Origin of the sequence: Luteolibacter sp. (genome assembly GCF_039920825.1) — a bacterium.
Lineage (GTDB): Bacteria > Verrucomicrobiota > Verrucomicrobiia > Verrucomicrobiales > Akkermansiaceae > Luteolibacter.
In genome coordinates, this window is sequence record NZ_JBDSCX010000013.1 from 17,156 (window position 1) to 29,176 (window position 12,021).

At 58.6% G+C, this 12,021-nt stretch carries 11 protein-coding genes; 5 read left to right on the forward strand and 6 right to left on the reverse strand.

Annotated features, from left to right (window positions below; translation table 11 throughout):
- Positions 1–5: 5 nt before the first annotated feature.
- The 4 genes from ABIQ96_RS03000 to ABIQ96_RS03015 form a co-directional block, all read right to left on the reverse strand.
- Positions 6–641, reverse strand: a complete 636-nt coding sequence (locus ABIQ96_RS03000) for an alpha/beta hydrolase (protein WP_348213061.1) — start codon at positions 639–641, stop codon at positions 6–8.
- The gene (locus ABIQ96_RS03005) at positions 638–1,609 is read right to left on the reverse strand and encodes a ring-cleaving dioxygenase (protein ID WP_348213062.1); all 972 of its coding nucleotides are present in this window, start codon (positions 1,607–1,609) and stop codon (positions 638–640) included. Before ABIQ96_RS03005 ends, ABIQ96_RS03000 begins: the two co-directional genes overlap by 4 nt.
- A gap of 85 nt (positions 1,610–1,694) precedes the next feature.
- Entirely contained in the window at positions 1,695–2,717 is a 1,023-nt protein-coding gene (locus tag ABIQ96_RS03010; protein WP_348213063.1) for an adenosine deaminase, read from the reverse strand.
- 99 nt (positions 2,718–2,816) lie between these two features.
- On the reverse strand, positions 2,817–4,622 hold the full coding sequence (locus ABIQ96_RS03015; protein ID WP_348213064.1) for a PQQ-dependent sugar dehydrogenase: 1,806 nt from the start codon (positions 4,620–4,622) through the stop codon (positions 2,817–2,819).
- A gap of 188 nt (positions 4,623–4,810) precedes the next feature.
- Here ABIQ96_RS03015 and ABIQ96_RS03020 point away from each other — a divergent pair, with 188 nt between their 5' ends.
- Genes ABIQ96_RS03020 through ABIQ96_RS03035 form a run of 4 tightly spaced genes read left to right on the forward strand, consistent with a single transcriptional unit; the run spans position 4,811 to position 9,146 of the window.
- Positions 4,811–6,475 (forward strand): AAA family ATPase, encoded by a 1,665-nt coding sequence (locus ABIQ96_RS03020; RefSeq protein WP_348213065.1) that lies wholly within the window; start codon positions 4,811–4,813, stop codon positions 6,473–6,475.
- Between the two features lie 46 nt (positions 6,476–6,521).
- Complete coding sequence (locus ABIQ96_RS03025; protein ID WP_348213066.1) at positions 6,522–7,127, forward strand: methyltransferase; 606 nt, start codon at positions 6,522–6,524, stop codon at positions 7,125–7,127.
- A gap of 47 nt (positions 7,128–7,174) precedes the next feature.
- Positions 7,175–8,155, forward strand: a complete 981-nt coding sequence (locus ABIQ96_RS03030; protein ID WP_348213067.1) for a trypsin-like peptidase domain-containing protein — start codon at positions 7,175–7,177, stop codon at positions 8,153–8,155.
- Entirely contained in the window at positions 8,145–9,146 is a 1,002-nt protein-coding gene (locus tag ABIQ96_RS03035; RefSeq protein WP_348213068.1) for a PDZ domain-containing protein, read from the forward strand. Before ABIQ96_RS03030 ends, ABIQ96_RS03035 begins: the two co-directional genes overlap by 11 nt.
- A gap of 1 nt (position 9,147) precedes the next feature.
- Here ABIQ96_RS03035 and ABIQ96_RS03040 read toward each other — a convergent pair whose 3' ends face one another.
- Together ABIQ96_RS03040 and ABIQ96_RS03045 are read right to left on the reverse strand one after the other, a co-directional pair.
- On the reverse strand, positions 9,148–10,566 hold the full coding sequence (locus tag ABIQ96_RS03040; protein WP_348213069.1) for a deoxyribodipyrimidine photo-lyase: 1,419 nt from the start codon (positions 10,564–10,566) through the stop codon (positions 9,148–9,150).
- Between the two features lie 57 nt (positions 10,567–10,623).
- Positions 10,624–10,887, reverse strand: coding sequence for a hypothetical protein (locus ABIQ96_RS03045; RefSeq protein WP_348213070.1), 264 nt, complete (start codon positions 10,885–10,887; stop codon positions 10,624–10,626).
- Between the two features lie 248 nt (positions 10,888–11,135).
- On the opposite strand from ABIQ96_RS03045, the gene ABIQ96_RS03050 reads away from it, so the two are divergent.
- On the forward strand, positions 11,136–12,021 hold an 886-nt coding region (locus ABIQ96_RS03050), incomplete at its 3' end, for a DNA-directed RNA polymerase subunit alpha (protein ID WP_348213071.1).

Sequence of the window (12,021 nt, forward strand, 5' to 3'; positions counted from 1 at the left end):
TGCCTTCATTCGTTAAGTTCCGCCAGCCATGCCCGGGCGGTGTCCAGTTCGGCAGAGGTGAGTTGGTGACCGGTGTTGATTTCCTGATGGGTGAGACCAGCACCTGCTTCGCGCAGCATCACTGCAAGGCGGCGGGCGTTGTCGATGGGTAGAATCGGATCGCTAAGACCGCTGGCGAGAAAGACCCGGGTTCCAGTTAGGTCGGGTGTTTTTGTCGGAACCAGCGGAACCATCGCACGCAGAAGCACCGCGCGTTTCAGGATTCCGGGGCGCAACAACAGCAAACTTGCGGCGATGTTCGCGCCATTCGAGTAACCGACCGCGGTGATGGTGTCCGGAGAAAATCCGTATTCCTTGGCTGCGGCGATGATGAAATCCGCCAGATCGTGGGTGCGTCGAACCAGATCCACTTCATCGAACACTCCCTCTGCGAGACGTCGGAAAAAGCGGGGCATGCCGTTTTCCGAAATCTTGCCACGAGGGCTGAGCAGGTTGGCTTCCGGCGCGAGCGAGCGGCCGAGTTCGATCAAGTCGTTCTCGTTCCCACCGGTGCCGTGCAGCAGGAGCAGGGTGGGCGAATTCGCGACATTTCCGTTAGCTGCGGGAACGAAGCGATGAATGAAGTCCAGTGGAGTGTTCATGATTTCGAAGTGGTGGAAGGTTGATAGTTCAACGGCTTGATGCCGGCTTCGATGGCCGCGCGATGCGGTTCGAGAAACGGCGGCAGGGCGAGTATTTCACCGAGATGCTCGGGATCCTCGCCATCGGCCGCGAAGCCGGGACCGTCGGTGGCGATTTCAAACAGGATGCCGCCGGGGATGCGGAAGTAGAGCGATTTGAAATAGTGCCGCTCGACCTGACCGGACGTGCGGTAACCGTGGCTTTCAAGGTGCGTCTGCCAATCGAGCAGCTCCCGTGAATCTGCAACACGCCATGCGACATGGTGCACGCCGCCCGCGCCATCCTGGCCGCGTTGCGTCGATCCGTGCAACCGGAGTTGTGCGCCGGTGCCACCGGGGCCGGTTTCGAAAAGTACGGAATCGCTTTCGTTGTTGGAAAATCCGAGCACGTCGGTTAGGAAATTCGATGTGGCATCCACATTGTCCACCGTGAGGCTGACAGAACCGAGTCCGACGATGGCCGCACTGATAGGGACGGGACTGCCGTGCCATGGGTGCACTTCCGTTGCTGATCCCGTTTCGGCGATGAGCCGCAGGTGCTGCCCTTCGCCATCCTGGAACGCGAGCGTCGGACGGTCGGAAAGGGTTTCAATGGAACTGTGGGCGACTTTCTGTTGGTCGAACCATTTTCCCCATTGCTCCAGCGATGCCTCGCCTCCGAGCACGCGCAATCCTGTTTCACTCACCGTGCCCGCGCCGATTTTGACGGGTCGGGTTTGAGCCCAGTCGAAGAACGTGAGGTCGGATCCCGCGCTGCCGATTGCGTCCGCGTAAAACAGGTGATAGGCGGAAACGTCGTCTTGATTGACGGTCTTTTTCACCAGCCTCATGCCGAGTGTCTTGGTGTAGAAGTCGAGATTCGCCTGGGCCTTGGCGGTGACGGCGGTGACGTGATGGAGCCCGTGAAGAACCGGTTGGTTTGTTGTCATGGCCGGACCATGCACCACATCCGGCGTTTTGGGTAATGCGGAGTTGTATGTCTGAGAATGCGCTGCGGGCATGAGCGCCCGGCGGTCACTCACTGATGAACTGGTGATCCGCCGCATGCAGCATGCTCAGATCGAGCAGGCTCTTCGCGTCGTCTCCCAGTTCGTCGCCGATGATCTCGTATTCCTGTTTGAGATTGGTGTGGATGAGATAGGGATTGTCGGTGTTGATGCAGTAGGCGATGTCGTTGTCGGCAAGGTCCCGGACGAAGCGGGCGATGCATGGGAAATCCGGAATGACCCGGGTGACGAGATTGACCGTTGGACAAAGTTCCAGACAGATTTTTTCATCGCGGAGCAGGGTGACAAGCGCGTCTCTTTTTTTCCCCTTCGCATTGCGCAGTTCGATGCCGTGGCCGATCCGGTCGGGGTGAATCGCCTCGATCACGCGAAGCATTCCATCCGGTCCCGTCGCCTCGCTTTCTCCGACATGATAGGTGATTTTCAATCCGGCGGCGCGGGCCTTTTCCATCATCACCGAAACCTCGCTCATCCACGGTTTGCTGAGTTCGAGCGATCGTGATTCGGGTCCCGCCATGTCGATGCCGACCACGCCGTTCGCGCCGTTGAGCGATCCCCGGCTGCGCCATTTGATCGCGGCATCGATGATCTGCCAGTTCGCTTCCAGTGATAGGTCGCGGCCGAGTGAGAGAATGATGCCGGTGGCGACGCCGTAGTGGAGCGACGCGCGCTCCAACCCCTGCATGACGGCGAGGATGATGGCATCCATGGTGTGGAGCCCGTGGCGCATGCGCTTGTGGGGATTGAACCGCAGCTCGATGGCGCTGACCTCGGCCCGCCGATAGGCCTTGGCCACGACCTGATAGGCGGAAACGCTGGCGGCGGATGGCGAGGACTGGATTTCCTCGGTGACTTGGAAATAGCGACCGAGAAAATCATCCAGCGACTTCACCTCGTTGGGCCGGGCGGTGAGTGAATCGTGGAAGGTGGTGAAATCAACGTACTCGGTCCGGAGACCGTTATCGCAAAGGATTTCCCAAAGGACGGACGAGGGAACGGCTCCGCCAAGGTGGATGTGAAGGTCGTGCATAAGCGATCAAACCCGTTTTCACGCGGTTTGGCAATAGGGTAAGCTCATCGCATGCCTGCTTCGGCAAAGGCTGTGAAATGATCTGCGGGTTCTCCTTTGCTAGGGAACTGTCACGACGTATCGCATGAACAACTTTGGATTCGCCCCCGCGGGAATGTTGAAGGTATGCGTGTTGCCGGTTCCCGTATCGGCGATGGGGGTCCAGCTTCCGCCGTTCAGGGTGGTGCTCCATTCCGCCCGGTAGGTGATGCCGGACACATCCGCGGGTTGGCCGAATGTGACGTTATAAACTCCGGCTGCAAGTTGAGGCTGCGGCAGGGTGAGGGGGGATCCTTGTTTCGGATCGAGACCGAAGGCGTATTCCACTAAATTGGCGAGCCCGTCACGGTCGTAGTCGGAAAGGTCGGCTGCATCGCCGGTATTCGCGGTGGTGTTGAACTGTTGCAGTCTCCACGTTTCAATGGCTGTTAGCGAAGCCGTCCTGAGAGAATAGATGATTCCGCCGGTTCCGCTCGACGGGGTATTGGTGGTCATGGCGTAAAGTTCGCCATTCGCATCCTCGCCGAATCCATGCACGGTCAATCCGTTGGGCAGGTAGGTAGTGTTGAACTGGGGTAAGAGGAACTCGGCGATTGCTCCGGTGGTTAGGTCTGCGTAGAAGAGCCGTCCATCGATCCGCGTCGGCCCGGTATGAAGCGCCAGATCGCCAAAGACATATTTGCCATACAGCGCGGGCATCAGACTGCCTCGATAGACGAAGCCCCCGGTGACGGAAATACCGTCGCCGTGATCGTATTCAAGCGTCCCCGCGGTGCCGGATATCGGGTCGATCAATCCCGCGGGGCTGCCCGGGCTGCGGATGCCCACGGTGCCTGCGACGCCGCCGGATGCTGTAGTGCGGTTGAAAAGAAAATCTCCCTCTTTGAGAGCCCAGCCGAAATTGCCACCCAGCGTGACCTTGTCGATTTCCTCGACGGTATTCTGTCCGACGTCGGCGACAATGAGCTGACCGTTCAAGCGGTCGAATGAAAGCCGATAGGGATTGCGGAACCCGTAAGCGTAAATTTCCGGAATCTGGCCAGCACCTTGAAACGGGTTGCTGACGGGGATGCGATACTGCCCGTTGACGCTGATCGCATCCGGACTGCCTACAGTCAGAGCGGGAGCCAGAGGATCGATCCGCAGTATTTTTCCCAAGGGCGTGGTGAGGTTCTGCGCGTTTCCTCCCGGCTCGATGTGACTGGCACCGACATCGTTCGCATCTCCGCCATCGCCAAGGCCCAGATAGAGATAGCCGTCGGGTCCGAAAGCGATGGTGCCGCCGTTGTGGTTGGTCGCTCTTTTACCGAAGGAAATGACCTCGCGGCGTGAAGCGGGATCGATGAGATCCGGATTGGCGGGACTCAGCTTCCACTCGTTGATCGCGTTCTGATAGGTCTGGCTGGCACCACTGGGCGCGACATACGTCGGAGTGTTGCCAGCGGGAATCGGCTGGCTGTTGTAAGTATAAAGGGTGTGATATCCCGGACTCCCAACGGTGTTGAATCCAGGGTGGAATGCCAGTCCCAGCAGACCACGCTCGTCATTCGCGCTGGTGATGACCAGTGGAGGTGAGACCAGGCTTTGAATGTCGAGGGCGGGAGTTCCCAACAGCGTGCCGTTTTTAATGATCAGGACCTGTCCTTTTTGTTCCAGAACGAACAGGCGGGTCGTGTCGCCGGGCGCGCTGATCCCGTAGTCTGGCGCGGCCAACCCGGTCGCGACGGGTGTCAGTTCGAGCGCGATGGTTCCTCGCGGAATGTTTGGCAGGACGTCATGAAGTTGCGCCCGGACTTGAGGGGCGACCATCAGTATCGCTACCGGCAACAACGTGCGGGCGTGATGAAGGTTTCGAAACGTCTTCATGATTTGAGTGCGCAAAGCGCGAGGCTCGGTCAATGAAAACGGATACCGATGCCAACCCGGAATTGCAACCGGGGAAACGGTGGACGGCAGGGCGGGCTTGCGGAAGCGGGATACTCATCCGTAGAATCCGCCAATCCCTCGTCACAAAGCGATTGTTTCAAAGCCCACTCCCGCATTTTTCAAAAAACATGAGCGCCCCTTCATCACCCGTCTTGCCGCCATGGGCGGGGGAAGTCATTGACCTTTACGAATCCGGAGCCAGCGGCCAATTCATCCTCCACGGAAATGTGGACGATTGCCTGCTCCTGCCTGTGGCGGGCGCTGCGCCCCGGCTCGTCGCGTTGGACGGCTTTTTGCGTGAACGATTGTTAGCGAAATTCGACGTGGTCATCAGCTATGATCTCGGAAATGGAATCCGAGTGGAAAAAGGCGGCGAGCGCTTCGCCGAGTGGCCGCCCGCCGCGAAGGAAGCCACGCTGCCCAAGACTCCGCGCGAGGCGGTCATTGTTCTAACACACTACTTGCGTTTTTGCGCGAATGTCGCGCGCCTTAAGCCGGAGCGCGCGACGCGGGTGGCCGTGATCGTGAAAAACGCCGGTCTCATCGTCCCGCCATCCAACGGCGGCGCGAACTACGAACTCAGCGCCATCGCCAGCCAACTGCGCGAGTGGGCCGCCGACCCGTCCATCGCGGAGCAGCATTGCACGACCTTTTTACTAACTGAAAATCTCAACGACCTCCACCCGCTCGTTTCGCGCAATCCGCAGTCGTCGTGCATCTCTGTGCCACTGCCGCAACAAGAAGAGCTGATCCCCGCGTTTTCTCATCTCGCCACCGTCTATCCGATTCCGCTCAAGCCATTCGGCGGGGATTTCAGTCAACCCGCCGCCGCTTTGGCGGGCGCGACTTTGAGTTCCATTGAAACACTGCTGCAAACCCGCCAACATCATGGCAAGGAACTCACGCCCCAGGACCTTGTGACCTTGAAAAAGGATCTCGTCGAAAAGGATGCGCAGGGTCTCATCGAATTCATCAAACCCGACCGCACGCTCGATGATCTCCACGGCCAGGTCGCAATTAAATCCTGGCTGCGGCAGGACATCGCGCTCTGGACCGCCGGTGATCTTGCCGCGTTGCCGATGGGCTACCTGTTCTGCGGTCCGGTCGGCACCGGGAAAACCTTCATGGTCGAGTGTCTCGCCGGTGAGGCCGGAGTGCCCGTCGTGAAGATGAAAAACTTCCGCGACAAATGGGTTGGTAGCACTGAGAGCAATCTTGAGAAAATCTTCCGCCTGCTCGATGCGCTCGGCCGTTGCATCGTGTTTGTCGATGAAGCGGATCAGGCGCTGGGCCGCCGCAATGCCGACTCTGGGGATTCCGGCGTTTCCGGTCGCGTCTATGGCATGATGGCGGAGCGCATGAGCGACTCCCGCAAGCGTGGGAAAATCCTCTGGGTGCTCGCCACCAGCCGTCCGGATCTGGTCGAGGTCGATCTCAAACGTCCGGGCCGGGTGGACGTGAAGATCCCGCTTTTTCCCACGGCGACGCCCGAGGAAGGCTATCAGCTCATCCGTGCTCTCGCGAAACGCCGAGGTGTGGCGTTGGAAGAAGCGCTTCCTGATTCTTTCCGCGCCTCGATACCCGATCTTCTAACACCCGGTGCGGCGGAAGCGCTTTCGGTAAAACTCTACCGCTCTCTGAAAACCGGAGCCGCCGATGCGAACGCGGCCCTCTCGGCCGCTCTTCGCGACTATCAGCCGCCGGTTCCGTTGACGGTCATCCACGATCAGATTTCCCTCGCCGTCGCCGAAGCCACCGATCTCAGTTTCGTTCCCGAGCGATTCAGAGCGTGATTTCAAGATCACTTGCAACGCGGCGGATGCCGAACCAAGCTGTCGCATGACGGATTGGGAAAGTCGATATCAGACGGGGGATACTCCGTGGGAAAAAGGGCAGGCCGCGCCTCCGCTGCTTGAATTATTGGGAAAGTTGGGAGCAGATGCCTGGGGCGACGGACCCGTTTTGGTGCCGGGATGTGGCCTTGGACACGACGTGCGGGCGCTGGCTGCTTTGGAAATCCCGGTGGTCGGCGTGGACTTGTCGCCGTTCGCCATGGAGCACGCACGTCAATTTCCACCAGCGGGAAAGGAAACCTACGAACTTGGCAATTTCCTGAATCCCGAATGGCGGGTGGATCGGAAATTTTCGGCCATTTGGGAGCACACGTGTTTTTGTGCGATCGATCCGACGGAACGGGACAGTTATGCGGAGGCGGCCGCAGGCTGTTTGACCGACGGCGGCTTCCTCGCGGGAGTGTTTTTCCTGACACCTTTCGATCCCGGTGGGGAGGTGCCGGGCCCGCCTTTCGGCGCGACGATTGAGGAAATCGACGCCCGTTTTTCGCCGTGGTTCGAACGGATCGATGCTTGGGTGCCTTGCGCGGCCTACCCGGGACGCGAGGGGAAGGAATGGATCGCGCTATTTCGCAAGGTGGCGAAGGCATGAGTTGCCGGAGAGACAGGATGCCGGTAGCTTGCCGCTAAACCAACGTGATGAAGTTTCCATCGATTTTACCCGTCCTGGCCCTGCTGCCGTGGTGTGCCTTCGCCGACGAAGGCCGTCCGTATGTGGACGACAAAAAGGCTCCGGACAGCCGCCAGGATCTGGAGGCCATCCAGACCGCGTTGGAAAAGGCCCTGCCGAAGGCGCGGGCGGCGACGGTGTGCATCGAAATCAAGGAGGGCTCGGGGAGCGGTGTGATCGTTTCACCGGAAGGTCTTGTCCTAACGGCCGCTCACGTTGCGACCGGCGTGAACAAAAACGTCACGGTGGTGTTGGAGGACGGCACGCGGTTGAAGGCGAAAACTCTCGGACTGGTGGCGGACAAGGATGCGGCGATGTTGCAGATCGTCGAAAAAGGAACCTATCCATTCGTGGACATCGACAAGGCTTCGACGACCCGCCTCGGGGACTGGGTGTTCGCGCTCGGTCACTCGGGGGGATTCGACAAGGAGCGGGGATCGGTGGTAAGGCTCGGGCGATTGGTTAGAATCGCGGATTCGACGATCCAGTCCGACTGCATGTTGATCGGCGGCGATTCGGGCGGTCCGTTGTTCGATCTGGCAGGAAGAATGATCGGCATCCATTCACGCGTCGGCCAGCAGCTTCAGGTAAATATGCACGTGCCAATGTCGGTTTACACGGAGAACTGGGACCGGATGTTGAAAGCGGAGTTCATCGGCGAGGGGCCGTTCGCCCAGCTGCCGGAGAAAGGAAACGGATTTCTCGGACTGGCCACGGAGCCGCGGCCCGAAGGCGGTCTGCGAGTGACCAAAGTCGGCAGCAAGAGTCCCGCCGAGGAAGCGGGGATCAAGGATGGCGACATCATTTTGAAAATGAACGGGACGGACTTGAAAACCCGCGAGCAGTTGCAGGATCTTCTCAAGGAAATGTCGGCGGGCGACGAATTGACACTGGAAACCGAACGGAACGGCGAACATAAAACCCACACCCTCGAACTCGGTGAACGCTAACTGGATACTCTCAATTTCATCGGTCGCGCTGATCCTTCCGGCGCAGGCGCAGCAAAGTCTGGAGTCCGCCTATCGGACCACGGGCACCGAGGTGGTGGCCGCATTCGAGACACAGCGGAAGGTCTTGCAGACTTCCAGCGCCGTCATCTTGGACGGGCGCAAGGAAACAGGCTACGGCGTCGTCATTTCGCCCGAAGGCCACATTCTAACCAAAGCGAGCGAGGTGCTGGAAGTGAAGGCACTCGGAGTGACGGTGGACCAGACGAATTACCATGAGGTGAAAATCCTGATGATCGATCCGACCTGGGATGTGGCGCTGCTGAAGATCGAGGCCACCGGTCTCGTCCCGGTGGAGTTCGCTCCGACGAGCGCCGTGCCACAAGGCTCCTGGGTGATGGCGAACGGAGCGACAACCCGCACCGCGAGGCGGTTGTTAGCAGGGATTGTCAGTGCGAAGATCCGTGAAGTTCCGGCGGCGGGCGGTGCAGCGTTGGGCGTGATTTTGAACTCGAAATCGAAAGCACTCGAAGTGGCGGAAGTGAATGAAAAAAGCGGGGCGAAGGAAGCAGGTCTTCAAAAAGGCGACGTCATCCTTTCGATCGACGGGACTAAGGTCGCAAAAATCGAAGAAATCGGAAACGCGCTGAAAGACAAAAAGGCGGGCACCGTGGTCAAGCTGACCTACCGCCGGAACAAGGAGGAAACCACCGTCGAAGTCAGGCTTGCGGTGCGGGGTGAATTGTATGCCGAGCAAGTCAGCCGGAACGACCAGATGAGCGGCGATTACTCACCGCGGCGCAGTGGATTTCCCCGCGTGTTGCAGCACGACATCCTTGGCAGCAGGACGGTTCAGGGCGGGCCGCTGCTGGATCTCAATGGTCATTGCATCGGGATGAACATTGCCAGAGCGAACCGTGCGGAAAGTTTTGCAATTCCTGTGGAAGATCTGAAGGAGTTGGCTGCGAGGCTGATGAAGCAGTCGGGAAACTGACTTATTGGTGGCGGGCCCGGTGACGTTTGAAAATCGCGAGGGTGCGTTCGCGCTCCGTTTTGTGATCCACGCAGGGGAAGGGGTAGCCTGATACAAGCGGCCGGCCATCCTTGGGTGGTTCGAGAAGGAGCGATGGATGGACTTTCCCGAGTTCGGGGATCCACTTTTTAATATAGATCCCGTCCGCATCATAGCGCGCGGTTTGGGACCATGGATTCTGGATGCGGAAATAAGGAGCCGCGTCCGCTCCGGTGCCGGCCGACCACTGCCAGCCGCCGTTGTTCGAGGCGATTTCTCCGTCCACGAGGTTTTGCATGAACCATGATTCGCCCTGTTTCCAATCGATGTGCAGATCTTTGGTGAGAAACATCGCGGTGATCATCCGCACGCGGTTGTGCATGAATCCGGTGGCTTTGAGCTCGCGCATGCCGGCATCGACGATGGGGAATCCCGTGTGGCCGGATTTCCAAAGTTCGAATTTTTCGCCCGGCTCGTCCCACGGCAAGCCACGCCAGTCGGCGTTGAATTCTTCGTCGAGGACGTTCGGGAAATGGTGGAGGATCGCGAAATAGAATTCCCGCCAGGCGAGTTCCTTGATGAAGACGTCGATTCCCGCTGTTCCTCCGGGATTTGCGGCAGCCCGGGCTTTGATGCACTCGGAATAGACGGTGCGGATGGAAACCAGGCCGTAGCGGAGGTCTTGGGAAATCCGGGAGGTGCCATTTTCCGCCGGGAAATCGCGTTTGGCTGAGTAATTCTGGATTTTCCCGTCGATCGCCAGTTTCAATCGATCGCGGGCAGCTCGTTCGCCGGCATCGACCATTTGCGTGGTCGGAACGTCCAGTCCCCAAATTTTCACCGAGGGAAGCGGCAGGGATTCGAGATTTTCCGGGGTTTGTAGCGCGGTAGGCTTGGAGGAGGGGGAAGGCTTTTCCAGCTGAAGCCAATTTTTGCTGTAGGGGGTGAATACCCGGTAGGGCAGGTCGCTCAGAGTCAACACTTCGTCCGGGCCGTGAAGAGCCACATCCGCGAGGGAATGGCATTTCACTCCGAGTTCGAGGCAGAGCTTGCGGACTTCGTTTTCCACGGATTTTCCGAACGGATCGGGATCGGCGTTGAAATGGAGGGCCACCGCATGGCACTCGATGATCAGTCGTCGCAACTCAGTGACGGCGGAACCTTGGCGGATAATCAATCGACCGCCGAGTGTTCCGAGGTTTTTCGCCAGGGACTCAAGCGATTTGCAGAGGAAATGCTGGCGATTCGGGCCTGTCCAGTGGTGGCAGCCGCGCCAGTCGCTCGCTATATATACAGGGATCACGGGCATCCCGAGTTTCGCCGCGCAGCACAAGGCTGGATTATCTGCGATTCGCAGATCGCGGCGAAACCATTGGATGACTGAAGCTTTCAATTCCGGCATGGGCCGAATTTGGAGCGCGGAAAATCCCGCGCAACCCTAGAAAGCCTCAAGTCGCGATCAGGTTGCTTCGGCCAGAATTTTCTCGCCCTTCTTGACGGTCGTGGCGGTCAACTTGCCGTCGACGCGCTTCGATCCTTCGATCAGTGCTTTCAATTCAACCAATGCTCTTTCAGCAGCCGCCAAGGATTTCTTCCCACCACCGAACTTCTTATCAGGGAAGTATTTGGTGAAGGTCGTGCCGGCGCGGCTGATGCAGAGTCTCCATCCTTCGAAGGCTGCGCTTTCGTAGGTGAATCGGGTTAGGTTACGTTTGCTTTTCATAGTGTTATGGTGGATTGCGACCAAACTCTGCACGACTTCTGATAGAAGATCTAGCCATTTTTTCGAAAATAGTGCCGAAATGGTAACTTTTTGGTCAAAATGCCCGAAAAAAAGGCTTTGCAAGCCGCCCGACTCTGCATTTATTCACGCCCCCGCGGGCAATCGCACACCGCCGTAGGTCCTCTGGGCTGCTTTTTCACAGGAAGCGCCCCGCTCGCAAGAGGGTAACCCGGCAACCAAAAAATAACATGTCAGCAGTCAAACTTGCTCGTTTCGAGCTCCCTAACCGCCTCGTCCGCAACGAGGAAACCGCCTCCGATACCTACGCCCAGTTCATCGCCGAGCCCTTCGAGCGTGGATATGGCCATACCATCGGCAACTCCCTCCGCCGCGTTCTTCTTTCCTCTTTGGAAGGCGCATCCATCACTTCCGTGCGTATCGCGGGCGTGCAACACGAGTTTTCCAGCCTTCCCGGCGTGGTCGAAGATGTCACCGACATCGTTCTCAACCTGAAAAAGGTGAAATTCAGCCACAACGAGAAGGAGCCACGCATCCTCACTATTAAAGTGGAGAAAGAAGGCGTCATCACCGCCGGTGACATCACCGCCGATCATATCTACGACGTGGTCAACAAGGACCAGGTCATCTGCACCCTCGATAAGAAGGTGAAGTTCGATTGCGAGTTCGAAGTTCGAGTCGGCCGCGGTTTCTCCACGGGTGACGAAAACAAGCGCAAGGACCAACCGATCGGCGTCATCGCCATCGACTCGATCTTCTCGCCTGTCACCCGCGTGAAATACTCCGTGGAAACGACCCGGGTCGGTCAGATGACCGATTTCGACAAGCTGATCCTCGACATCTGGACCGACGGTCGCATCACCCCGCAGGACGCGCTGCTCCAAGCTTCCGCGATTCTCCGCCACCACCTCGACGTGTTCGTCAACTACGACGAAAACGCAGTGGACTTCGAAGAAGCACCGGCCGAATCGAGCGAAGAGAACGCCGCCCTCAAGAAGCTTCTCAACATGTCGGTCAACGAAATCGAACTCTCGGTTCGTGCCGCCAACTGCCTCAACAACGCGAACATCACCTCGGTGGGCCAACTCGCGATGAAGTCGGAAGCGGAAATGCTGA

Excerpts from the sequence above, each read along its gene's own strand:
- ABIQ96_RS03000 (WP_348213061.1), bottom strand. The coding sequence starts at position 641 with ATGAACACTCCACTGGACTTCATTCATCGCTTCGTTCCCGCAGCTAAC.
- ABIQ96_RS03005 (WP_348213062.1), bottom strand. The coding sequence starts at position 1,609 with ATGACAACAAACCAACCGGTTCTTCACGGGCTCCATCACGTCACCGCC.
- ABIQ96_RS03010 (WP_348213063.1), bottom strand. The coding sequence starts at position 2,717 with ATGCACGACCTTCACATCCACCTTGGCGGAGCCGTTCCCTCGTCCGTC.
- ABIQ96_RS03015 (WP_348213064.1), bottom strand. The coding sequence starts at position 4,622 with ATGAAGACGTTTCGAAACCTTCATCACGCCCGCACGTTGTTGCCGGTA.
- ABIQ96_RS03020 (WP_348213065.1), top strand. The coding sequence starts at position 4,811 with ATGAGCGCCCCTTCATCACCCGTCTTGCCGCCATGGGCGGGGGAAGTC.
- ABIQ96_RS03025 (WP_348213066.1), top strand. The coding sequence starts at position 6,522 with ATGACGGATTGGGAAAGTCGATATCAGACGGGGGATACTCCGTGGGAA.
- ABIQ96_RS03030 (WP_348213067.1), top strand. The coding sequence starts at position 7,175 with ATGAAGTTTCCATCGATTTTACCCGTCCTGGCCCTGCTGCCGTGGTGT.
- ABIQ96_RS03040 (WP_348213069.1), bottom strand. The coding sequence starts at position 10,566 with ATGCCGGAATTGAAAGCTTCAGTCATCCAATGGTTTCGCCGCGATCTG.
- ABIQ96_RS03045 (WP_348213070.1), bottom strand. The coding sequence starts at position 10,887 with ATGAAAAGCAAACGTAACCTAACCCGATTCACCTACGAAAGCGCAGCC.